Origin of the sequence: Shewanella decolorationis (genome assembly GCF_004354305.1) — a bacterium.
Taxonomy (GTDB): domain Bacteria; phylum Pseudomonadota; class Gammaproteobacteria; order Enterobacterales; family Shewanellaceae; genus Shewanella; species Shewanella decolorationis.
The window spans coordinates 2,103,822-2,127,447 of record NZ_CP037898.1; the positions used below are offsets into that span (position 1 = coordinate 2,103,822).

Genomic DNA, 23,626 nt, shown 5'->3' on the forward strand with positions numbered 1-23,626 from the left:
TATCAATATCATGATAAATTTTAAGTACATTCAGTCGAGTCAATGTTAATCGGGTTGAATACCTAAGGAAGTGGGATGGGGAATAGTGCTACGTACGGGGATAAAACGCTTGTTGTAAAAGGGTTGCGCTACGGCCGTGGCAATGAGCTGCTAGTCGTTGAAGATTGGCAGTTAATGCCGATGCAACATTGGGCTATTTTTGCGACCGACAGCTATAGCGGCTCACTCCTTGGGCGAATATTAGCGGGGGATACACAGCCTGATAAAGGCGAGATATCTGGATTACCGTCGCGAATTGGTTGGGTATCTCTCGGTTTACAGCAGGCATTACTTGAACGTGAGCTAGCAAAGGATGAACTCGACTATGGTTCAACGGTTGAATCCTTAGTGCTGGAGTCTTGTCTGCATACTGAGCGTTTGAGCGCCTTTTTACAAAAAGTGGAACTCGAACACTTAGCGCAAAGAGGATTTAGACAGTTATCGACTGGTGAAACCCGGCGGGTGATGTTAGCGAGGGCACTGGCAACTGAACCTGAGTTATTGATTTTAGATGACCCCTACGCAGGGTTAGATAGCGAGCATCAACTCAGCCTATCACAGTTGTTAGTTGAAATTGCCGAATATACTCAGTTGCTTATCATCACCTCCCGCCAAGAAGAATTACCGCCGTGCATTAGCCACGTGGCACTGTTTAATAGTGAGATGCTTAAATCTGGCCAGCATGTGCATAAGCTCAGCGCACCTATGTCGATTGAGCAATGGCATAGTCATCCTGTGATGGCACACTTAAATGCACTTTCCGCCAGCCGCAGTGCCGAGTTATTGGCGTTAATGGAACGCCAACTCCACAATGCCGAAGCCTTTGATCCCTTAGTTGAGATTAAAAATGGCAAGGTGGAATATGTTAGCGGCTTGATTTTTAAAGATGTGAATTGGCGGATTAGTGCGGGCCAACACTGGCAAGTGCGGGGGCCAAATGGTTGCGGTAAGAGTACCTTACTCGGGCTGATTTTGGGCGATCATCCCCAATGCTACAGTAACGATATCACCCTCTTTGGGCGTCCACGAGGCAGTGGTGAGAGTATTTGGCAGATTAAACAACGGATTGGAATAGTGTCATCGGCCTTGCATTTGCAATACCGAGTGAGTTGCTCGGCGCTCGATGTCTTGTTATCGGGTTTTTACGATTCTATCGGCCTGTACCATAAACCCACTAAACCTCAGGTCGATTTGGCGAAGGAATGGCTGGCAATTTTACATATGAGTGAGTTTGCCAGCACGGGCTTTAAGCAACTGGATTACGGCCAGCAGCGACTATTGCTTATAGGCAGGGCCTTGATTAAACAGCCGTTATTGTTGATTTTGGATGAACCCTACCAAGGGCTCGACTTTATCAATCGCATTTTGGTGATGCGGGCGCTGAATATGATTGCCGAGCACCATCTTAGCCAATTGCTGTATGTCTCCCATCATAGGGAAGATGCCTTGCCAGCCATTAAAAACTTTGTCGATTTTATCAAACAGGAAGAAGGTTATTCGGTCGAGATTAGTGAGGGGGCCGATGTGTAACTCGACTTAGCTATCGAACCTAACCTTATCATCATGGTGAGTAAAACTGTGATAACAGCCTCGGTTTAAAAGTGGTAAATGACCATAATAGTTTTTGGCGTACGCCAAAAACTATTCAAAGGGAGCATCAATGCTCGATTGCTTTCTAACATTTGCCCCTGAGGTGCAATCATAGATGCCAAGACCCAAAAAGTGCCGCCACTTATCGAGTTGTGTGCCCTGTAGCCTGTTTAAACCTAATGGCATACCAGCGGCCAACTTATCCCAGATCCTTTTAGCTGCCGACGAGTTTGAAGCCTTGGAGCTTGGTGATGTGCAGCGCCTAAGTCAGCTTGAGGCTGCCGCGCAAATGGGGATCTCGCGGCAAACTTTTGGTTATCTGCTCGCCAGTGCTCGCCAAAAAGTGGCGACTGCCATTACTCAAGGGTTAGTACTGAAATTACCGACTCCAAATGATAAGGACCCAATATGATTATCGCCCTACCGATTAGCCGTGGACGGCTTGCCAGCCATTTTACAAAGGCGCAGCAAGTCCATTTTTACGATGAAAATCATGAGCTTTTACTTTCTATCCCGAACCCCGCCCTTGGTGGCAATTGCCAAGATAAAAAAGCCTTGTTAGACGCCATTCGTGCCCAACACACCAGCATTGTGGTGGTGCAACATATTGGTGAGCGTATGCTTGGTAAGCTGCTCGATGCAGGGATCAGTGTGAGCCGAGGGGATAATCAATTATCGATTGCCACGCTGCTCGCCCAGAGTAAAGAGGTGAATTTGCGTTTAACCCAAGCATCACAGGGGCGCGCATCCCTTAAACATTTAGCTAAGGGCGGATGCTGTGGTGCTAAAGGAAGTTGTGGCTGCGGCGGTAAGGCAACCCAAACCTTGTTGAGCATGACTCAAGCGCAGCCAAGCTTAACCTTAGCAAAACCCATCGCATATAGTGGTTTTAGATTATCAAAATAGTCATGGCGTTATTGTAGGAGAGGAATAAAGTTTGATACTAAACAATCAATTACCCATGCGAGTACCGTTTTAGATTAAACATGACCCAAAATAAAGATTCATACTAATTGCTACTACTCAGTCTGACTCGAGCTACAACCGAGTATTAAAGTATCATACCCGTTGTAGCTCACTTCGGGACAAAACCTAAATAGCCTTTTATCTACTCAGGAAGTTTATTGCCATTGTTTCCACAGTGACACGCCGCCTCTTTATTTAACATGAAGTATCCCTATAGGCTCGACGGCGACATCTGCGGTACAGAATGTACTAATGCAGCGATCACATGGATGTGAATGAGCTGCCATGTCTCCAACGGTCACTGTAGACCCAATGCCAATTTTAACTATCCATTTGCTATATGTACGTAAAAAGCACCAGCTGTAGGCCTACAAGTGATTGTTATACCTATATTTGCTTAAGATCATTACGCATTTGTTCTCGCAGTTCTTTCGCCTTGCTTTTGGCTAGCTCACCAACTCTCATAAGCTCAGCTTGATTCTCCGCCGCCAAGTCTTGGTTATTCTCTATCGTTATTTTGACCAAATCTGACATCATCTTTCCAGATATCGAAAAAAGCTGATCGTATAACTCCTTGATTTCGTCAAGCAACACTGCCACTTCGTCACTTGCCGTTAAACGAAGGCTATTAGTCTCGGACTCAATAACTCGAAGCTCTAGGAATCCGTCTCGAGTTATTTTTGATATTTCCTCAGAAAATCTAATAGTTGCTGTTGTTGCCTCAGCTTCATCGTTACGATCACAAGCATGCAAATACGATGACATAAACTGATTCATTATCGGGAGGAATACATTTTGATAATCAGTTTGGTGCCTATTGTGTATGGCATCAATGTGTCTGAAATATGATTCATATTGCGCCGCCTTCATTTCGAAGACTTTTTTTCTCCGTTCTAGATCAAGATCAAACGATTGCTTAACTGCAATAAGCTCTCGTTCGTGACGCTTCTTATTAAAATATAGAAAAGCTAACCAGAGTGCATTTACTACCCCAAATGCCCACGCAGCATATTCAGGTTTCTCTGAAATTATTTTGAATAATTCTTCCATTCTCGAAAATCTACTTTAGGTATAACGTCTTAGTATTTATGCGCTGCGCTGTTCCCAATAAATAAAATAAATCGAGCCACCCATTTTGAATCAACAACATAATGCACTTTCCGTTTACCTACAACTTGTAAAAGTTAATATTGTTCAAAAAAGAACCATCAAAAGTCACAGGGATAGCATCTGAGGTAATAAATTGAGCTAATTCCTTCAAAAATAGTGTATTTCAGACGAGGTAAGTCATCCCATAGTGCTTGGGAAGTTTTAGGTAATGATTGCTGTCGAAGGGATATAAGCCGTTGTCAGTTACTGTAAAAGTGCTGGCAGCTTGCGACAAAGTGCCGTCGTCGCTTTTCTAAGTGTTCGCAGTAATGAGTCAGTTCTTGCAATGTGCCCACGGGACCATGAAATAACTTGCCAAATTCGGTTGTCAGCTTGAGTCAATTGTCATGGGGAATATTTAATCTGTTCAGTATCTTGGTACTACTTTCACTGATGTATCCACGTTTATCATTGCGAATAATTCGGCCGGTATCATCCACCAACTGAAGGTAATCTTTTAATGAAAACGCAATGCCATTGGGTTGGTCGTCGCACTCGTTACCAATAAACGGCAGGAGATTGCTTGGCTGCTCACCTTTTAATGCGGCCCGAATACGCAGTTGAATACTGGTATGGTCGGATTGTTCTGGTGTATCAGCAAGTTGCGCTCGAATCGGATTTAAATCAACGTAAGTCATACAGGCTAATATCGCAGCTTCATCGAGTAGGGTTTGCGATTTGAATCGCCCCTCCCAGAAACGACCTGTACAGTTATCCTCTTGATTTGCTTGTCTTGCAATCGGTTCGTTGAGGCAGCGCATAAACCATGAGATATCGCATAATCGACTGCGATAAAGAGCGATTGAGTGCTTTAATCTGCTCACCTCATAGGCTTCAACTAACTCACCTTTCACGAATTTATGCGTTAATTCATCGCCTTTAAACAACTTATGCCACTGCTCAAGCACTTCGCGGTCTGTCCAACGATTGACCGTCTCGATGTCGACTCGCAGCACCACATGCAGATGATTGGACATCACCGCAAACGCTGCCACATCAATAGCAAAAACTGCTTCAAGTTCAAACAGTAGCGATTCTACCCAACCACGGCGATGGTCATAGTTTTTACCCGAGTAACTATCATCACCACATAAAAATGCTCGCCGCACCACGCGGCTACAGCAATGGTAATAGGGTGTGTCTTCAAGGCTTATCTGGGTTCTGCGAGGGCGCGGCATACAAACCTCCATGTTTAATGCTTAACCAAAGCATAGTCGGAGGTTAGCTACCTCGCTATTAAGGTTGGGTGTCCATGTTTTATCCAGGGTGTCCATGTTTTATCCAATGTTTTGACCTTTTAGAAAAGGCTGTACACAGATGTGATCGCTGGCTTTTCAGTAGGATTCTTTATTACTTGGTGACAGTTATTCTGCATTCAGTAATTCATAGGGGCGGGCAATCGCTCCTTTGAGATCGCCAAGGGAAAACACCTTCGAAAAGCGCGCAAAGCTTTTGCCATAAAATATTGTTTCTACAACGGGCAGACTAAAAACCTGGTATCTCGCGGCAAGCTCGACTTGCGCCTCACAATCGATATAGGCGAGCTGCATCCTCGGGAAATCCTTGGCTAGCAAAGTGGCGATTTGCGGTTTAAGCGCCTGACACACCCCACAACTTGGTGCTCCAAATAAGAGTAATACCGCTGGATATTGCTTTAGTATGGCATCGAGTTGCTCGGGCGTTTCAATGCTGTGGATAATGGCATTAGGCATGGGTAATCCTATCTATTGGGGCTTTTACAGACAGAATATCACGGAATTAATCCCCATTTTACGGCACTGCTGCCGAGGAATGTTCCTATAAAAAATAGGCTCACCGTCAGTATTATTACGCCTAATACGATTAACCCTGTTATCTGTTTTCCGCGAAGATGACCTACCCAGTGCGCAAGCGTATTTATCATTTTTGTTTTACCTCGTTACAACATGGATTAGCTACACCATTGGCGCTCGCAGGGGATACCATCGCCATCACCATCCATTTGCGTGTTGGGACAATTATGAATGTAAAAGGTCGCTTCGGCACAGGAGCGCATATGGCTGCAATGGGTTTTACCTGCTTCACAGTGAAATTGAGGTTCGACTGTTCTTGGAGATTGTACTTCGGAATAAGCGGCTGGTTTTTCCTCAACAATAGTTTCTTGCCGTTGTTGAAATTCCTTATAGCCAAATCCTGCGAGTGCAACAAGTAATAAAAGTGAAATCAAACGGTTGAATGATGACTGAGTGTTGTTGGTGCTTTTATTGCCTCGATTGACCTGCGGCGTTCGGCTTGCGGCTGCTGATGTGGGGGTTGCTGCCTGTACCGCAACGCCCTCTATTGAAGCGATTACAGCTTTAATTTTGCCGTCATTTTGGACTTCAGTTTGGTATAAAATGCTATCGCCGACTTTCGGTTTTCGCGCCATCTTCTTAAGCACTGAGATATGGATAAACACATCACGAGCACCGCTTTGATCTGGCTGAATAAAGCCAAAGCCCTTTTCATCGTTCCAGCGAACTAATATCCCTCTCTCCATGAGCATTGATTATTCCCTTATAAGTTGATTCTGCGCCTAATTGGATTTACTTGCATAAAAGGCTGCCAGCTAAGTTACTCAAGTTAAAGCTTTTTGGCAATTTGTATCTTAGTTGTCCCGTGATTGATGCACTTTGCTTTATGCGGGCGATGGCTTTAGTACCTTGTGGTTTATTTGATTTGAAAAATAAGTCTCCAAACCGTTTTGACTAAATTTTGCGCTAAAAACTTGCCGTATTACTGTGTGTCGCATAGTATTTGCTGTGTGCCACATAGTATGTGTGGCACAGTGTTAATCATAGGAATTGATCATGACAAGTTCACAGCTAGTCAAAATGCGGCTCGAGTTACGCCGTGGCGTATTAGTGTTGGCGGTACTGGGATTATTAAAACAACCCCATTATGGCTATTCGCTCCGCAAACAGTTGCAGGACGGCGGTATCGATATTGATGAGGGGACGCTTTATCCCCTAGTGCGCCGTTTAGCCGAACAGGGATTGTTAGACAGTGAGTGGCGACAGGCTGAAGGGCGCGAACGCCGTTACTATCAATTGTCATCATCGGGGGCTGAGTTACTTAGCCAACTGACCGAAGAATGGCAGCAACTTAATGGTGCCTTGGCATTTTTGCTAGGGCAGGTTACCGATGAGAATACCGAGGAAAACTGATATGGAATTAGTTGACCGTTATATTGCCGCTGTGCAACGGGAATTGCCCGAAGATAAACGTCAGGAAATTAGTCGTGAACTCAAAGCCAATATCTGTGATCAATTGGATGCGCTTGCTGAACAGGGGGAGCTGTCGGAATCACAAATCGCCGCAGTGTTAAAGCAAATGGGACATCCTGCACAGGTCGCCTGGCAATTTGTGCCACCAAGCCCCATAGTGGCTAATGAAGATATCTCTTTGTTTAAGTACACCTTGTATATGGTACTGGGCGTCTTATTTGTATTGCAGGTGATTGGCGGTGCGACCCAATGGCTTGGGGCGAGTGAAGGGAGTTTATTGGGATTTTTGCTGCATATTGTCCATGGTTTTATCGGTGATGCTTGCTTTGCATTTACGGTAATTGTGTTGTCATTTTGGAGTTTTTCAATTCAGGGAAAATCAATTTCCGCTGGCTGTAGTAAAGACTGGCAACCGCAACAACTGCCCAAAGTGGCGCCTTCTTGGCAGCATATCCGCTTTAGTGACGTATTTTCTGATCTAGCGACTTATCTTTTTTTACTCATGGTAATTTGGAGTAGTGTCTGGATGAGTGCCGAGCAACTAGCGGCACGTTCAGTTATCTTCAGTGTTAATGTGCAGCAATTGCTGCAATGGTTTAGCCCCATTATTTTGCTGTCTATTTTGAATAGTTTTTGGCAACTGCGCCGTCAGGTGTGGACGGAAACATTATTGCTAACGAATATGGGGATTAATCTAGCCTATGCGTTATTTCTTGTTTTTCTGGCCTTTAACTCGCCATTGTTACAGGTTCAAGGATCTGACTTAAATGGTCTTTTTACAGTGCAACAGTTAGATAAATGGTTAAGTCATGCCCTGTTGGTTACCGCATTATTCCCTAGCTACGAATGTATTCGTGATCTGTTGAGGTGGCGTAAGTTAATCGCAAGCTAGAGGCTTAAATCGTGGCGTGTGATTATTTGTTTTGCTTACTGCTAATACTGGCTTGCGCTTGTTGCTTGTAAAGTTCAAATAAACCCTGCTGCTTCATTTTTTTGAGTTGTGCAGCAAGGTTTATAGCCAGTTGGCTATGGCGCTCGTTTAAATAACCATAGCTTGTGACTGCCTCCAAGGTCGCTATCGGTTTTATCAGGCCATCTTTAAACTCAGGAGTTTGCTGAAGGAGTTGCGAACTTATTTCTGAATCGATGTAGATATCAATCCGGCCATGAAGTAATTTTCGAAATGAGTTAATGGGTGAAGATGATTCACTAAGCCGTGCTTCTGGGATAAGTGCTGTAAGGATTTGTTCTACTCGCAATATGCCTCGGTAATATTCAACCTTATAGTTTGCTGCGGTTAGTGATTGCCAATCAGTAAGCTTGATATTGGGATTATTACTAAAGGCGATTAAATGTGTTTCGATAATGGGTTCTTCAACCCTAATCACATGTTGTACTTTATCGCCATAGTTGAACACTCTACCGGGTTCGCCATCGACTTTACCCGACTCCAGCATTTTGCTGGCTCGAATTGCGGGTACGAGTTCATAACTAAATTGATAACCCAGTTGGTCTAAGGCATGGCTGTAAATGAGTTCGGCCCATTTAAAGTAAAAGCTATGTTCAGGATCCTCATAAAACGCCATAGTAAATATGGGCTTATCCGTTACAGTCGCCGCTGTTGGCGAAGGTGTGGTTTCACTCGCTTGGGCGCTTAAGCAAAAGACGATTCCAATTAATATATTGGATATACCCGCAAGGTTCCTAAACGGCATACTCACTCCCTTTAATATGGAATATATAACACGCCCTAGTGTCGAAAAATCTAAATTTAACAAGCTAAATCAATGCTATAGATAATTTTTTGGAAATAAAAATTTTTCTGACTGATGCGCAGAGTTTTGCACAATCAAGGCGCTCTGTCGTACGCATAGTGAGCTCAGGTTATATAGAGTATAGCCATCCTAATTTATTGGCTTAGCTTTATTCTCCCTTGTTATTTCATCTGTGAAAATACTCAATATCGGCAATAAAATGTGATCTGGTGGCGGACAAATTGTCCTTTTGCCAGTAAAAATGTGCGACTCAGCACATAAATTCGATAGATAAATGTCGTTGGCGAATTTTTCCTCACTAGAGTTTGAGCTAGATCTGCTTTTATGCTGTGAAGACAGTGTTAAATCCGCGTCATCAACTCGTTGACTCGGGAAACACTCAATGAAACTAAAACAATACATTTTAAAAACACGGTCAGCTACAGCCTATTTAACCAGCGTATGTTTATTGCCACTTTGCGGCTTATCGGCCACAGCTCTGGCCGATGATCTGGATAAAATCGAGCGTTTAGAAGTGCGTGGCAGGCAAATTAATACCTTAGGCCATAGTACTTCGGCGTCGGAAGGGATAGTGGGTGCGGCGGAAATCGAGAGTCGCCCGCTGCTGCGGACGGGTGAGATCCTCGAGTTTGTCCCTGGAATGATCGTCACTCAGCACAGTGGTTCGGGTAAGGCGAATCAGTATTTTCTGCGTGGCTTTAACTTAGACCATGGCACAGATTTTAATACCCGTGTCGAAGGTATGCCGGTCAATATGCGGACCCACGGCCATGGCCAAGGTTATACGGATCTTAACTTTTTAATCCCCGAGCTGTTGGGGGAAATCCGTTACGCCAAAGGAGCTTATTATCCTGAAGTGGCGGACTTTTCCGGCGCGGGCGCGGCGCAAATTCTGCTCGCCGATGAACTCGCTTATCGCCAAGTTGGGGTGACCTTAGGGGAATACGGTTATCAACGGCTGGTGGCCACTCAGGATATGAAGACCGAGGTCGGCCGATTTATTTTAGGAACAGAGTTGCAGGCTTACGATGGCCCTTGGAGTGATATTAAGGAAGATGTTAGCAAAATCAATGTGGTAGGCCGCTATCTTACCAAGCTTAATGGCGGGGACTTTAGCCTCACTATGATGGCCTACGACAATAGCTGGAATTCGGCGGATCAAATTCCGGCGCGGGCGGTGGAGTCTGGGCTGATTGATTTTTACGGTTCACTCGATACCGATGTGGGCGGTGAGGCCAGTCGTTACAGCATTTCGGCGAATTATGACGCCGGTAACTGGCAGGCCAATGCCTATGCCATACGCTCGACCATGGATCTGTTTTCAAACTTTACTTACTTCTTAAACGATCCCATCAATGGCGATGAATTTGAGCAGGTCGATGAGCGCACCATTTGGGGCGGCGATATTAAACGCGACTGGCAAATGAGTCTGGCGGGGACACAAATCAATTACAGTCTAGGTGCCGATGTGCGCTACGACGATATTGGTGCCGTGGGTTTATATAACACCAAAGCACGGGAACGCCTCAGCACTGTGAGGCTCGATGAAGTGCAGGAACTCTCTACGGGATTGTTTGGCAAGCTGGAGTGGTTGCCTGCTGACCAATGGCGTTTGAATTTAGGCTTGAGATACGACTATTTTGATGTGCAGGTCGATAGTGATAATCCCCTCAACAGCGGCGATGCTTCCGATGGTATGTTGAGCTTAAAGGCGGGCGCTTCCTACCTAGTAAACGATAATCTGGAACTCTACATGAATGCGGGGCAGGGATTGCATTCTAACGATGCCCGCGGTGCAACCATTAAGGTCGACCCTGTCACGGGCGATCCGGTTGAAAAGGTCGATTTGTTAGTGCGCTCCAATGGCGGGGAGTTTGGGGTCAAATACTATGACCGTGACTTTATTAACTTCTCGGCGGCGCTTTGGTATTTAGAACTCGACTCTGAACTACTCTTCGTCGGCGATGCGGGCAATACCGAACCCAGCCGCGCCTCTGAGCGTTACGGCGTTGAAGTCACGGCCTATTATTGGCTTAACGATGATTTGAGTTTAGATATGGAACTGGCCTGGACCCGTGCCCGTTTTACCGAAAATGAACTCGATGAAGGCAAATATGTCGATGGCGCAGTGCCCTTTGTTGGCAGTGCGGGCATTACCTACCGTCCCGATGGCGATGGTTGGTATACCAGTGTCAGGCTGAGATATTTAGGTGAGCGAATTCTCGATAGTTTTGATGAGCATAAAGCCGATGACACTACCTTAGTGAACCTTGCCCTGGGTTATCAGTTATCTGGCTTCGATACTAAGCTCGAGCTATTGAATATTTTTGATAGCAAAGACCACGATATCGATTATTTCTACGAGTCTCGCCTAGCGGGTGAGCCAGCAGAAGGCGTGGAAGACTTGCATTATCATCCCGTGGAGCCGCGCATGGTGCGGGTGAGTGTCAGTTATCGTTTCTAACTTGAGTGACCATTCTTGAGTGACCATTGCTAGCACCAGCCGATACGCTAAGTTTATCCCGTAACTTGGATAAACTTAGCGTTTTCTATTCTGTTTACTGTAATCATTTAGACATCTTGCTGCAATGAAAACGCCATTAAAATCACGCCAGTTCGTCATATAAAGCATTGAAAATGTGGGCGCCTCTTAAGGGAATACCCTCATACACTCAATAATAAAATCGGTGATGAACGTGATGAATATTAAACGGATCGCTGCAGCTATCTCCTGCAGTTTAATGACGGTTGTAGCCCACGCTGCAGTCTTACCCGCAACCCAAACTGACAGTCAGTGGTTTAAAGACAGTGCAGCCAATGTTGCGGCTAAAGCGCAGCTTGAAACCAAGAAAACAGCTAAAAACGTGATTCTTTTTGTCGGCGACGGCATGAGTATTTCAACCTTAACTGCCGCCCGTATCCTGCAAGGACAGCAGCAAACGGGTAACCAAGGCGGTGAAGAAAACTTCTTAAGTTTCGAGCAGTTTCCACACACTGCGTTAGTGAAAACCTACAACACTAACCAGCAAACACCCGACTCCGCAGGTACCATGACCGCCATGGCGACCGGGGTAAAAACCAAAGCCGGTATTATCTCGATTTCTGACACCAGTTTACGTGGTAACTGTTTGTCTTCTAAAGGTAATGAACTCGTATCTCTAGTTGATCTTGCCAATGCTAAAGGCTTATCGACTGGGATTGTCACTACTGCCCGTTTAACTCACGCGACTCCAGCGGCCGCTTACGCTAAATCGCCAGAACGTGATTGGGAAGGCGATTTTAACCTGCCAGCCGAAGCCGTTGCGAATGGCTGTACCGATATCGCCAGCCAACTGGTGATGCGCGATGAGGCAAATTCACTCAGCGTTGCACTGGGCGGCGGTCGCAGCTACTTCTTACCAAAAGAAGTCACTGACGGTGAGAACAAAGCCGGTAAACGTAAAGACGGCAAAGACCTGACTAAAGCGTGGGTCGAAAACTTCAGCAAAGCGGCTTATGTGTGGGACAAAAAAGGCTTCGATGCTATCGATGTTGCCAATACCGATCACTTACTTGGCCTCTTTAACCCATCCCATATGGAATACGAAGCGGACCGCGCCGATGACGTTGGTGGTGAGCCATCACTTTCTGAAATGACCGCGAAATCCCTCGAGATTTTAAAGAAAAACGATAAGGGCTTCCTGCTGATCGTGGAATCGGGTCGTATCGACCATGGTCACCACGCGGGCAACGCTAGCCGCGCCTTGACCGATGCGGTTGAGTTATCTAACGCCGTAAAAGCCGCGGTAGATGCAACCAGCAGCGATGACACCCTGATCATGGTAACGGCTGACCACAGCCATGTATTTACCATTGCAGGCTACCCAAAACGCGGTAACCCGATTTTAGGTTTAGTCCACGATGTGGATGGTTCGTTAGCCCTCGCTAACGACGGCAAGCCTTATACCACGCTGGCCTACACGAACGGCCCTGGCGCAGTGGTTGGCGTGCGTGACGACTTAACCTCAGTCGATACTCAAGATAAAGACTTCATGCAACAAGCACTTATCCCAATGGAGAGTGAGACACACGCCGGTGAAGACATCAGCTTACACGCAATGGGCCCAGGTTCGAATCTGGTGCAGGGCGTGATTGAGCAGAACGTGATCTTCCACATTATCAACCAAGCCCAGCAGCTTGGCGGCACTAAGTACTAATAGGTCGTCTACGACCTACAGTTCTCACTTTTGGAGTAAAAAATGAATAAGAAATTACTGGTACTCGCAATCTCTGCCATGCTGGGTTTAGCTGCATGCGGTAGCGATGGTGACAACGGCGCGGCAGGTACGCCGGGTTCGAATGGTTCTAACGGTTCCAATGGCAGCGACGGTAAAGACTGGACCGCAGTCAACCAATGGTATGTTGATGCACAGGCTCGTGTGACTAAGGCCGATGGCCTGAGCGTTAACAACGATGTGGGCGCGGCGAAAAACGTGATCCTATTTGTCGGCGACGGCATGGGTGTCTCGACTATCACTGCAGCGCGTATTTTAGAAGGTCAATTAAAGGGCAAGACGGGTGAAGAAAACTCTTTATCTTTCGAAACCTTGCCTTACGTCGGTTTATCTAAGACCTATAACGTCGATGGTCAAACACCAGATTCTGCGGGCACAATGTCGGCGATGATGACTGGGGTGAAAACCGATGTGGGCGTGATTTCACAGGCCGAAGGCGTAGTGCGTGCTAACTGTGCATCGACTAAAGATCAAAACTTAGTGACATCTCTGGAGCTGGCCGCCATGGCGGGCATGTCGACTGGTGTGGTGACTACGGCGCGTTTAACCCATGCAACGCCTGCGGCAACCTATGCCCACGTACCAGAGCGTGACTGGGAAGCTGACTCAAACCTACCAGCCGAAGCCGTGACCAATGGTTGTAAAGATATCGCCGCGCAAATGCTCGACTTTAACTATGGCAACGGTTTAAACGTGATGATGGGCGGTGGTCGCCGTAGCTTTATCCCAAAAACCACGATTGATCCAGAAGGTAAAGCGGGCAAGCGTAACGATGGTCGCGATCTGACTGCTGAATGGTTAGCTAAGTACACTAATGCGGCTTACGTTCAGGACAGAGATGGTTTCCTCAATGTGGATGTGAAGAGCACTGACCATTTACTGGGTCTGTTCAACTCATCCCATATGGAATACGACTACGACCGCACCGAAGCGGGCGTGAAGGGTGAGCCATCGCTCGCAGAAATGACCGCCAAGTCGATTGATATTCTGAAGAAAAACACCAAAGGCTATGTGCTGATCGTCGAAGCGGGTCGTATCGACCATGCGCACCATGCGGGTAACGCCGCTCGCGCCCTGTATGACACAGTTGCGCTATCTGAAGCAGTCCGTGTTGCGATGGAAAAAACCTCGGCAAACGACACTCTGTTAATGGTAACGGCTGACCACAGCCATGTGTTCACCATCGCAGGTTATCCAACCCGTGGTAACCCAATCCTTGGCTTAGTGAAAACCAACGATGCTAACGGTATTGCCGAAGTGACTAACTCAACCGACGCTAACGGTTTACCTTACACAACAGTAGGTTATGCCAACGGTATGGGTTATGCGTCATTAGCGACGGGTGGCGATGAGCGTTATAACTTCCCTGTGGATGCAGGCCGTAAGGACTTGAACTTTGTGGACACCCAAGATGTTGGTTTCCATCAAGAAGCCCTAGTGCCATTAAGCGATGAGACCCATGCGGGTGAGGACGTGGCGATTTTTGCCCGTGGCCCAAGCTCGGATCTGGTCCAAGGTACGGTTGAACAAAACCATATCTTCCACGTGATGAACCGTGCGGCGAACTTAGTCGCGAAAGCGGAAGCTGCAATGGCGGCGAAGTAAGCCAAATGCCGATGGCGGGCCGTCCTGCCATCGGCTCTTATCTAACTGTCTGTAGAGACGTTAGTCAGTAATGCGAGTTATACAATTAGCGTGTAAGTGAGAAATAACATGAACAAACTCCTCTTAGTCACTCTGGTATCGACGTTAGCCTCCCCAGTGATGGCCTTAGCCACTCCCGTTAGCGCTGCTTCTGCTAATCAGGCCAATGCACAATGCACAACACTTGAGGCCAGCCATTTAAAAGCCCAGTACCAAGTCACCAATGCTAAGGGGCAAAGCTGGCAGATGACCCTGCTAAGAGACGGACAAGATTTTATTATTCAACGGGATAACACCACCTTTGAACAATGGGCACCCAATGGCGAATATGTGCGTTATTTCCCCGTTGAAAAACGCTCAGTCACCTATCGCAAGGGCGACTTAAGGGCGCTAAACATTCAGCACGACCGCGATCAGTTGTACCATGTAGTGTCTCCTGCATTGCCTGCCCATATGGCTAAAACTGAGCTAAAACAATTGCCTTGTTTTGCGGCTCAAGGCTTTGCGGGTAAGGTGAATGGCATGGACAGCCAGCTCGACTGGATTGCCAGCATTGAGCTGCCACAGCAATTTAATTTAGGTGAAGTTTTAAGTTATCAGTTGCTCAAGGTTGAGCCTTACAGCCACGAAGCATTCGCTGCTTTAACCCAGAATTATCAAGATATTGATTTTGCTGACGTGGGCGACAGTGAGTCCGACCCCTTTATCGCCAAGATGATCAACCAAGGCTTTATCGAGCACGGTAGCAGTGGTTTTTATAACAGCGAAGGCCATGCCATTGAGGCGCAAGGTGGCCACGGCAGTCATTCGCACTAATCCTGCATGTTGGATCTGACAAAACGCCCGCATTCGGGCGTTTTGCATTTTTGGGGAGGGCGCTGCAATAATTTACTATTCCGACCAAGATCTCGGCGGCTAGAATGAGTAATATCTAAAGTTGTCTTTGCCCTGTGAGATTAAGCTTGCCCTATGAGCCGTGTGACTCCCGTTGAAAATATCAATTACTGGCGCCATCCCAGCCTCTCGGGCATAGAACTGAGTCAGGCGGAATTTACGCATTTCAGTTTTGATAAACACGTGCATCTGGATTACCACTTAGGCGTGGTGACTCAAGGGGCGCAGCAATTTATCAATAAAGGCAGCCGTTATCAGTTAGGGCAACATGGGCTATCGACCCTCAATCCCGATGAAACCCACGATGGACAAAGCCGCGACGCCGAAGGTTATCGGGTTAAGGTGATGTCGATCCCCGTGGAGTATATGAACAGCATTAGCCAAGAAATGGGGCTCAAGGCGCATTTCTTTAATGCGCCCATGGTAGATGACCCTGCGTTATATCAATACTTTATCCAGCTACATGATGTACTCATTCAAGGTCAATGCTCTGTGCTGGCGGCCGAGTCGCACCTGCTGAACTTTATGCAGCTGTTATTGATGCGCCATCCCACGGGAATGCTGAATTTACGGCAGGATAGGGGGTTATCATGGCAGCAGTTAAATCGCATCAAACAGAAAATTCACGATGAGCCGTGGCAAAACACTCAACTTGAGGCGTTGGCCGATGAGGTTAACCTGAGTAAGTTCCAGTTTTTACGCCAATTTAAACTGGCGACGGGGATGACACCCCACGCCTATCTAAAGCGAGTGCGATTAGAGTTAGCGAAAAAGTCCTTAACCCATGGCGCCTTAGTGGCGGATGTGGCGCAGCAGTTAGGCTTTTTCGACCAGAGTCATCTAAATAAGGCGTTTAAGCAGGCCTTTTTACTCTCTCCCGTCCAATTTCAGCGGCGCATGCTTTAATACCATTGATATAATTTGTCTCGGTAAATTAACCGCGTGCAATTTCTTACAATGCAGGTGCTGCCAGCTTGGGCATACTGACGTTCTTATCTGTATTTGCGGAGCCCTATTGATGGATGTATCCCTGTTAGTCACCTTAGCCGTTATTCATTGTGTAGCCTTAGTCAGCCCTGGGCCGGATTTCGCCATTATGGTGAAGATTGCTACGTCGCAGCCGCGAAACACCGCAGTCGCCACGGCGGCGGGAATATCGGTGGCGATTTTAGCCCATACCATTTTGAGTTTAACTGGCGTCAGCTTAGTGATTAAAAGCTCCCATACCTTGTATCTGTTAGTGCAATTGCTGGGCGCTTCGTATTTGGCGTGGATGGGATTTGGCGCGCTTAAGGCTGCGGTGACCTTTTTCAGTAAACCCAAAACCGTATTGAACGGTGAGGGTGCCGATTCCTCTGGGTTTGCAACAACCTCAGAACACAGCATTGATATGCCCATGGCGGGTACTGTCAACGTTTTAACTCCTAAACAGGGTTTTATGAGGGGGCTTTATACCAATTTATTGAATCCCAAGGCTTTAGTGTTTTTTATCACCTTGTTCTCCGCCCTGATCACCCCGAGCGTGACGCCCGTGACTAAATTTGCCGCCGCGTTGATGTTATTTGTGTTGTCACTGCTCTGGTTTGGCTTTTTGGCACTCATGCTCTCAAAAGCCAAGGTGCAGCAAAAGTTGCAACGACTCACGCCTATCATCGATGGGGTAATTGGGGTGATCTTTATGTCGGTGGCGGTAGCGATAGTCTCGAGTTTGCTGTTGGCTTAAGATACTGGGAGCGAGGCTGTAATTAGGCTTTTAACACATAGGCTTGGGTGGGATTGTTTATGTTTATCCCACCTTAGCTATGCTATCCTTGCCAAGTCTTAATTTGGATGTTTTTGACGTTAAAGGAATAAGCCATGCCTCATGCTCTGTCTTCTCGAACATATTCAGGTATTCATCGACTTTCGCGTTTAGGGCTTTATGCGGGCTTGCTGCTAGGGAGTCTAAGCCTAGTGCCTCAGGCTATGGCCGCTCTAGAAGCGGAATATGTGCCGCAGGTTCAAGCCTTGATTGATGCGGCCAAGGCGGGTGATCGTCAGGCGATTGCCGAGCAAATCTCTTATCCCCTCCATCGGGAATACCCGCTCCCCGATGTGCAAAATCCACAGCAAATGCTGGCGAGATTTCAGCAAGTGTTTGATAGCAAGTTGCTGAGTCAAATCGCCAATTCGACCACGGAGAACAACTGGGAGACTATGGGCTGGCGCGGCATTATGCTCGATCACGGCAGTGTCTGGTTGGATTTTGATGGCAAAATCTCGGGCATTAATTACCAAAGCCCAGAGGAAGCTAAGTTAAGGGATGAGCTGATCGCGCAGCAAAAAGCGATGCTACACGAGAGTGTGCGCGAGTTTGCTAGCCCAGAGCTGGCGTGGGAAACCGCTCGATTCATCATTCGTGTCGATGCCATCGATAATAACCAATACCGTTATGCAGCTTGGGCAAAGGGCAAATCCCTGAGTGAGAAACCTGATTTAGTCCTCACAAAGGGTAAATTGGTGCGTGAGGGTACTGGCGGTAATCATTTCTTCCAGTTTAAAAGTGGTCCCTATCGCTATGTTTGCGATGTGATAGTGCTCAGCGCTGAAGAGAGCCCCGTGGGCATACTTTATGTTTACAAAAACGATCAATTGCTGGTGCAGGAGCCTGTGATTAAGGCGTTATAGCTTAATTGGCCATTCGCTTAAGGCTAATTCCCTGAAGCGAATGCCATCAAGGTTGTCTGTAACTGTCTTTTTATAAACCCTGGATTTAGGTTTGTTGTGATGATTAATACCGCCAAAATTGCCGTTTTCGGCACAGCCATAGTGCTGTTGTTTTTACTCACTGAATGTCGCCAAAAAGAGCAAATTCCCCTGTGCGGGCATGTCGAAGGTACGCCAATCGATACTAGCTTTGATGGCGGCCTCGATAATAACGACCGCACTCTTGCATCAACCCACTGTTTAAAAATTAGAGCACTTTACGATAAAAGTGATCGTCAAACGAAATGGTTTAGCAGTTCGCCTTCTATTGCTGTGATGAACGCCTTAGGTTATCTAAAACAAGATGATGCCAACAACAGTGGCGATTCCTATGCGATGACATTTAACGTGCAGGAGGAGTTTGTATTTGGTCCAAGCCGAGGAGAATATGCGCAGTTTCGTCAGGATGGTAAGGGCGTTATCTTACCCGGCACCGAAGCAGCCAAAGGCAATGAGGCTAAGGTTGGTGTTAACGGTCAGTTTGACCGCTGGTGCCAAAAATTGGCCTCAATCGAGTTTGCTGGTAAAGACAATTGGCGCAGGCCAACAGAGCAGGAGTTAAATACCCTCTATGGGTACGGCGAGAGTCGCGCAGCCTACCAACGTGCGCAGTGGAGCTCGACAATCCCTTCTTGGTCTAGCACAGTGTATGAGACTGAATTCGAGGTCGGCATTATCTCGGTCGCCTCCAGCGGTTATAGCTTTCGCAGTTATGCCAATAGTGCCAAATTTGCTGTTTGTGTCGCGGCGTTTTGATTCACTAAAGAGAGCTTGAATAAGCTCTCTTCTCGCCTTATTTAATCAACTTTATCAGCGCCTTAAATCTATCGCCTTGGGCTTCGTGTTGCAGTTCAAATAATAGTGACTCCACATTTGTGAGGCTTGCCCCTTTGGCGATCATCATTTGAATGCCCAGCTGTTTATTATCAACGCTACGGGAAGATACGGCATCGGCAACGACATGCACAGAGTAATGCTGGTCGAGCAGATCACGGCAAGTCTGGTATACGCAAACATGGGTTTCTATCCCCGCGAGCAGCACCTGTTTGCGCCTTGTTTGGGTTAGTGCATTGGCAAATTCATCACAATACCAACCACTAAAGTGTTGCTTGGCAATGGGCGAGCCCGTTTTTTCGAGTAAGGTTTTTAACTCTTCAGTGGTCGAGCCTAGTTTGGCGGGTAATTGTTCGAGCCAGAGAATGGGGATCTCGAACAGCTGCGCACCTTGGATCAATGTACTTAGCTGTTGGTGGAGTTTGGCTGTGTTATCCATGATCTGAGCGAGTTTTCCCTGCACATCGACGATAACGAGTACACATTGTTCGGGTTTTAACATCGGGTATTCCTTCTGCGCGGGTGGAATAAAGGCATCGTTTAGCGATTGCTCTGTTTATTTTTTGATTTGTTTATTTTTTACACTGTTAGTAAACCCTAATTGGCCAACCTCACCAATAGGGCAAAAGTCGAATATAGCGTGCACTTAAATTGCTCACTAAAAGAGTGCGTTGCCCTCACGCTTGCACAAGTCTGGTGCATTTTTAATCGCCGCACTCAGGGTGATTCTTTATTATTTATTTAAAATCAATGCATTAAAAATATGGCCTGATGATTGAATTACCTTTGCTACAAGTTAATAACAATCGCGTTTTTGGAGGTCAGGATGAAACTAGTCAGCGCTATCATCAAGCCATTTAAATTGGATGATGTCCGTGAAGCTATCGCCGGTATTGGTATTGAGGGGATGACGGTGACCGAGGTTAAAGGTTTTGGCCGTCAAAAGGGGCACACAGAGTTGTATCGTGGCGCCGAGTATCAGGTGGATTTTTTGCCAAAAGTAAAACTAGAAATTGCCACTAAAGCAGAAAATCTCGACATGTTGATTGAGGCAATTACCACTGCGGCTCATACGGGAAAAATTGGTGACGGAAAGATTTTCGTTATCGACTTAGAACATGCCATCCGTATCCGTACGGGTGAACTCGACACTGAAGCGCTATAGGGGGCGGAAGATGGAAGAACTAACAAAATTAGGCGTGACAGTCTCTGAGCTGCGTTTTGCACTCGATACCTTTTATTTTTTGATTTCAGGCGCTTTGGTTATGTGGATGGCTGCGGGTTTTGCCATGCTCGAAGCTGGCCTAGTGCGCTCTAAAAATACCACCGAAATTTTAACTAAAAACGTGGTGTTATATGCGATTGCCTGTGTGATGTACCTATTGATCGGCTACAACATTATGTACGTCGACAATGCCGAAGGCGGCTGGTTGCCTTCACTCGGTACGCTGATTGGCTCACAAGCTAGTGATGCTAACCATGCCTTAGAATCTGACTTCTTCTTCCAAGTCGTGTTTGTGGCAACGGCGATGTCGATTGTCTCTGGCGCCGTGGCGGAGCGGATGAAGTTGTGGGCATTCCTTGTCTTCTCCGTGGTGATGACAGGCATTATCTACCCCGTTGAAGGCTACTGGACTTGGGGTAAAGGCTTTATCTCTAGCTTAGGCTTTGTGGACTTTGCCGGTAGCGGTATTGTGCACATGACAGGTGCTGCTGCGGCTATCGCTGGGGTGTTACTGCTCGGTGCTCGTAAGGGTAAATATGGCCCTAACGGCCAAGTCAACCCAATCCCAGGCTCTAACCTGCCAATGGCGACCTTAGGGATGTTTATCCTGTGGATGGGCTGGTTTGGCTTCAACGGTGGCTCACAATTAATGGTTTCAGATGCGGCCAATGCAAGCTCTGTCGCTAAAGTTTTCGTAAACACCAACACCGCGGCCGCTTTTGGTGCTATCTCTGCCCTCGTTGTGTGCAAAATGATATGGGGTAAAGCGGACTTAACCATGATCCTCAACGGTATTCTGGCGGGCTTAGTGGCGATTACGGCTGATCCTTTATCGCCTTCACTATTGATGGCGGGTGTGATTGGTTTAGTGGCTGGTGGTTTAGTGGTGTTCTCAATTGTGGGCTTAGATCGCATTAAGATCGACGATCCAGTTGGCGCGATTTCGGTGCACGGCGTGGCAGGTTTCCTCGGTTTAATGTGTGTACCGTTATCAAATGCCGACGCCACTATCACAGCGCAATTAACCGGTGCAGCGATTATCTTCGCTTGGGTATTTAGCGCGTCATTTGCGGTATGGTTTGTGCTGAAGATGACCATGGGTATCCGTGTTTCTGAGGAAGAAGAATATAACGGTATGGATGCATCTGATTGCGGTATCGACGCTTACCCAGAGTTTGTGACAGTCAAAAGTGCAGGCTAACTGGTGTTGATATGACTTGATGCCTCTAAGGGATAAGAGGATAGTAAAGCAGAGCCAAGTGCTCTGCTTTTTTTATGGGTATTCGATTCTACTTGCACCGCAACAAGGAGCTAACGATGCGCTTAATCTTTGATCTCACAGCACCACTCAGACGCACCTGTTTGCTTGGGGGCATTCTGAGTGCACTCTTTGCCTTACCCGCTTTTGCGGGGCAAGTCGTAGTGACTCGCTCGGATGAGCCTTTCGATGCTTTTGCTGTTCGCGACCAAGTATTGAAAGATTATGAATGGCAGGAATCCTTGAGAAGACAGGAGCAAATTCAAATTCTGCAGGCTTTGCCACTTGGTTGTATTGCCAAGCTAAAGCCTTACCCTTACTTTACTTGTGGTCAGGATAACTACCGACCTTATCGTTATCAGCAGCAGGATGTGTATATCAAGGTTGATACTCCAACGCAGCGTTAACTCTCAAGCTGCCGCAATCCTTCGCAGCGAGCTGTTATTTTTTGTAACCATTTAATGACGTCTTTTTGGCCAAGTGTAATAAGCTCAAATAGGAGCCTTATGGTCTGGGGGACATCTCATGATACAACTGCGCACCATCTCAAGCGGCATAATCTGCTCATTATTACTTTTACTCTTATGGGGTTGCAGCTCAACAGCCCCAAAACCTAGTGATGAAATCGATGCCCTATTTGCAGATTCGTTGTTTAAATCTGTCAGTAATATTCCGAGCGTCGAGGATATTTTCAGCCTTCCACCCTCTGTGGCAGCCGATGTCAGGCGAGCCTACGATCGCTATAGCTTATCGACAAAAAATCCCGTCGCGGTGCACGAATGGTTAGCGAGTTATATCAATGCTAACCAAGATGGCGGCCATAGCGATTTTCGCTATCAAGATAATTTGACTCAAACCGCCAGCGAAACCTATGCTCAGCGCGCCGGAAACTGTATGTCGCTGGTGGTGATGACATCGGCCTTAGCGGATGTGTTTAAAATTGGCACTGAGTTTCAGGATATTGCGATTGAACCTGTGTGGGACAAACAGGGCGAATTTTATCTGATCAACGGCCATGTCAACCTACGTTTGCTCCCTGTCGAAAGCGTACATACGGTTTATGTCTCGGCCCATGCGATTCTGGTCGACTTTATGCCCGAGCGCGCTTTGCGGGGGTACGATAAAGTGCAAATTAATCGCCAGACCTTAACCAGTATGTTTTATAACAATATGGCTGCCGAATCCTTGGTCGAAGGGGATTTAGACCGCGCCTATGCGCTGATTAAAGCGGGCTTAAAATCTGGACACTTTATTCCTGCGCTTAATACCCTAGCTGTGATTTATCGCCATAAAGGCGATGAAAAGCGGGCCGAACAAGTCTATCGCTATGCGCTTAAGTTTGATGCTAATGATATGACGACTCTCTACAATCTCGCGGTGATTTTAGGTAACCAGGGCCGTTTAGATGAGTGGGCACAGGTTCATAAAGTGCTTGAATTAGCGCGTATTCGTAACCCTTATTACTACTATGATATGGGTGAGCAGGCCTATGATGAACACCAATACAGCGAGGCGCTCGCTTGGTATCAAAGGGCCGTGGATAAAGCCGATTATCGCCATGAGTTTTTCTTTGGTTTGTCACGTACCTATTGGGCGCTGGGCGATGAAAAACGTGCCAAACTCAATATGGAAAAGGCCATGGCACTTAGCCGTGAAGCCACAGATAAGCATCGTTATCAAGCTAAGTTACAGGCTATGCGGCAACACTAATCCTTTACTCAACCTCCTTTGTTTGTGTTTGACTACTGGCAAAGGAGGTTTTTTATTTTTGGCTTTCGCTAACACTTTGGTTTTTCGTCAAACACGGCATCGACCTTAATGTGAGTATCATATTGAAATATTTGAATTTGTATTTTTTAAAAATATGTTAAAACAAGACGTTATAGCTGATTTTTTGAAATGGAGACAACTTGGTTGCATTAGCGGCGCAGACTGGATAAATTGAACTCAGTATTGCAGTTGAGATCCCCTATTGCAGCGATAAAAAT

22 protein-coding genes and 1 pseudogene are annotated in these 23,626 nt (G+C 46.7%); 17 read left to right on the forward strand and 6 right to left on the reverse strand.

The window, feature by feature from the left end; all coding sequences use genetic code 11:
* The first annotated feature begins 75 nt into the window (after nt 1-75).
* The 3 genes from EYR25_RS09615 (at nt 76) to EYR25_RS09625 (ending at nt 2,535) form a co-directional block, all read left to right on the forward strand.
* Nucleotides 76-1,569: an ATP-binding cassette domain-containing protein gene (locus tag EYR25_RS09615; RefSeq protein WP_133179645.1), complete on the forward strand. Its 1,494-nt coding sequence runs from the start codon at nt 76-78 to the stop codon at nt 1,567-1,569.
* A 175-nt stretch (nt 1,570-1,744) separates the two neighbouring features.
* Entirely contained in the window at nt 1,745-2,041 is a 297-nt protein-coding gene (locus EYR25_RS09620) for a DUF134 domain-containing protein (RefSeq protein ID WP_133179647.1), read from the forward strand.
* The gene (locus EYR25_RS09625) at nt 2,038-2,535 is read left to right on the forward strand and encodes a NifB/NifX family molybdenum-iron cluster-binding protein (RefSeq protein WP_133179649.1); all 498 of its coding nucleotides are present in this window, start codon (nt 2,038-2,040) and stop codon (nt 2,533-2,535) included. The genes EYR25_RS09620 and EYR25_RS09625 overlap by 4 nt, the downstream gene beginning before the upstream one ends.
* Before the next feature lie 447 nt (nt 2,536-2,982).
* Here the strand turns inward: EYR25_RS09625 and EYR25_RS09630 are convergent, their stop codons facing one another.
* The 4 genes and pseudogenes from EYR25_RS09630 to EYR25_RS09645 form a co-directional block, all read right to left on the reverse strand.
* The gene (locus EYR25_RS09630) at nt 2,983-3,645 is read right to left on the reverse strand and encodes a hypothetical protein (RefSeq protein ID WP_037429972.1); all 663 of its coding nucleotides are present in this window, start codon (nt 3,643-3,645) and stop codon (nt 2,983-2,985) included.
* A 299-nt stretch (nt 3,646-3,944) separates the two neighbouring features.
* Nucleotides 3,945-4,922: pseudogene (locus EYR25_RS09635) on the reverse strand (transposase).
* Between the two features lie 186 nt (nt 4,923-5,108).
* Nucleotides 5,109-5,456, reverse strand: a complete 348-nt coding sequence (locus tag EYR25_RS09640; RefSeq protein WP_023268672.1) for a thioredoxin family protein — start codon at nt 5,454-5,456, stop codon at nt 5,109-5,111.
* Nucleotides 5,457-5,674: 218 nt separating this feature from the next.
* Nucleotides 5,675-6,268 carry an excalibur calcium-binding domain-containing protein gene (locus EYR25_RS09645; RefSeq protein WP_133179651.1) on the reverse strand — a complete coding sequence of 198 codons (594 nt, stop codon included), beginning with the start codon at nt 6,266-6,268 and terminating at the stop codon, nt 5,675-5,677.
* A 304-nt stretch (nt 6,269-6,572) separates the two neighbouring features.
* Here EYR25_RS09645 and EYR25_RS09650 point away from each other — a divergent pair, with 304 nt between their 5' ends.
* A complete protein-coding gene (locus tag EYR25_RS09650; protein WP_039978743.1) occupies nt 6,573-6,929 on the forward strand; it encodes a PadR family transcriptional regulator in 357 nt (118 codons plus the stop codon).
* 1 nt (nt 6,930) lies between these two features.
* Nucleotides 6,931-7,881, forward strand: a complete 951-nt coding sequence (locus EYR25_RS09655; RefSeq protein WP_023268669.1) for an HAAS signaling domain-containing protein — start codon at nt 6,931-6,933, stop codon at nt 7,879-7,881.
* A 22-nt stretch (nt 7,882-7,903) separates the two neighbouring features.
* On the opposite strand, the gene EYR25_RS09660 is transcribed toward EYR25_RS09655, so the two are convergent.
* Nucleotides 7,904-8,704, reverse strand: coding sequence for a type 2 periplasmic-binding domain-containing protein (locus EYR25_RS09660; protein ID WP_133179653.1), 801 nt, complete (start codon nt 8,702-8,704; stop codon nt 7,904-7,906).
* A 442-nt stretch (nt 8,705-9,146) separates the two neighbouring features.
* Between EYR25_RS09660 and EYR25_RS09665 the strand changes: the two genes are divergently transcribed.
* The 8 genes from EYR25_RS09665 (at nt 9,147) to EYR25_RS09700 (ending at nt 19,077) form a co-directional block, all read left to right on the forward strand.
* Complete coding sequence (locus EYR25_RS09665) at nt 9,147-11,228, forward strand: TonB-dependent receptor (RefSeq protein WP_133179655.1); 2,082 nt, start codon at nt 9,147-9,149, stop codon at nt 11,226-11,228.
* A 235-nt stretch (nt 11,229-11,463) separates the two neighbouring features.
* Complete coding sequence (locus EYR25_RS09670; RefSeq protein ID WP_133182808.1) at nt 11,464-12,960, forward strand: alkaline phosphatase family protein; 1,497 nt, start codon at nt 11,464-11,466, stop codon at nt 12,958-12,960.
* 42 nt (nt 12,961-13,002) lie between these two features.
* The gene (locus EYR25_RS09675) at nt 13,003-14,643 is read left to right on the forward strand and encodes an alkaline phosphatase family protein (protein WP_133179657.1); all 1,641 of its coding nucleotides are present in this window, start codon (nt 13,003-13,005) and stop codon (nt 14,641-14,643) included.
* Between the two features lie 108 nt (nt 14,644-14,751).
* Complete coding sequence (locus EYR25_RS09680) at nt 14,752-15,498, forward strand: hypothetical protein (protein ID WP_133179659.1); 747 nt, start codon at nt 14,752-14,754, stop codon at nt 15,496-15,498.
* A gap of 153 nt (nt 15,499-15,651) precedes the next feature.
* Nucleotides 15,652-16,482: an AraC family transcriptional regulator gene (locus EYR25_RS09685; protein ID WP_133179661.1), complete on the forward strand. Its 831-nt coding sequence runs from the start codon at nt 15,652-15,654 to the stop codon at nt 16,480-16,482.
* Between the two features lie 112 nt (nt 16,483-16,594).
* On the forward strand, nt 16,595-17,299 hold the full coding sequence (locus EYR25_RS09690; RefSeq protein WP_133179663.1) for a LysE family translocator: 705 nt from the start codon (nt 16,595-16,597) through the stop codon (nt 17,297-17,299).
* A 134-nt stretch (nt 17,300-17,433) separates the two neighbouring features.
* Nucleotides 17,434-18,243, forward strand: coding sequence for a hypothetical protein (locus EYR25_RS09695; protein ID WP_133179666.1), 810 nt, complete (start codon nt 17,434-17,436; stop codon nt 18,241-18,243).
* Nucleotides 18,244-18,342: 99 nt separating this feature from the next.
* The gene (locus EYR25_RS09700) at nt 18,343-19,077 is read left to right on the forward strand and encodes an Lcl domain-containing protein (protein WP_133182810.1); all 735 of its coding nucleotides are present in this window, start codon (nt 18,343-18,345) and stop codon (nt 19,075-19,077) included.
* A 37-nt stretch (nt 19,078-19,114) separates the two neighbouring features.
* Here the strand turns inward: EYR25_RS09700 and EYR25_RS09705 are convergent, their stop codons facing one another.
* Nucleotides 19,115-19,657 carry a hydrolase gene (locus tag EYR25_RS09705; RefSeq protein WP_133179668.1) on the reverse strand — a complete coding sequence of 181 codons (543 nt, stop codon included), beginning with the start codon at nt 19,655-19,657 and terminating at the stop codon, nt 19,115-19,117.
* Nucleotides 19,658-19,981: 324 nt separating this feature from the next.
* On the opposite strand from EYR25_RS09705, the gene EYR25_RS09710 reads away from it, so the two are divergent.
* The 4 genes from EYR25_RS09710 (at nt 19,982) to EYR25_RS09725 (ending at nt 23,348) form a co-directional block, all read left to right on the forward strand.
* Nucleotides 19,982-20,320: a P-II family nitrogen regulator gene (locus EYR25_RS09710; RefSeq protein WP_011071066.1), complete on the forward strand. Its 339-nt coding sequence runs from the start codon at nt 19,982-19,984 to the stop codon at nt 20,318-20,320.
* A 10-nt stretch (nt 20,321-20,330) separates the two neighbouring features.
* On the forward strand, nt 20,331-21,581 hold the full coding sequence (locus EYR25_RS09715) for an ammonium transporter (RefSeq protein ID WP_133179670.1): 1,251 nt from the start codon (nt 20,331-20,333) through the stop codon (nt 21,579-21,581).
* A gap of 116 nt (nt 21,582-21,697) precedes the next feature.
* Nucleotides 21,698-22,045 carry a hypothetical protein gene (locus EYR25_RS09720; RefSeq protein WP_133179672.1) on the forward strand — a complete coding sequence of 116 codons (348 nt, stop codon included), beginning with the start codon at nt 21,698-21,700 and terminating at the stop codon, nt 22,043-22,045.
* Nucleotides 22,046-22,163: 118 nt separating this feature from the next.
* Complete coding sequence (locus EYR25_RS09725; protein WP_133179674.1) at nt 22,164-23,348, forward strand: tetratricopeptide repeat protein; 1,185 nt, start codon at nt 22,164-22,166, stop codon at nt 23,346-23,348.
* The last annotated feature ends 278 nt before the right edge of the window (nt 23,349-23,626 follow it).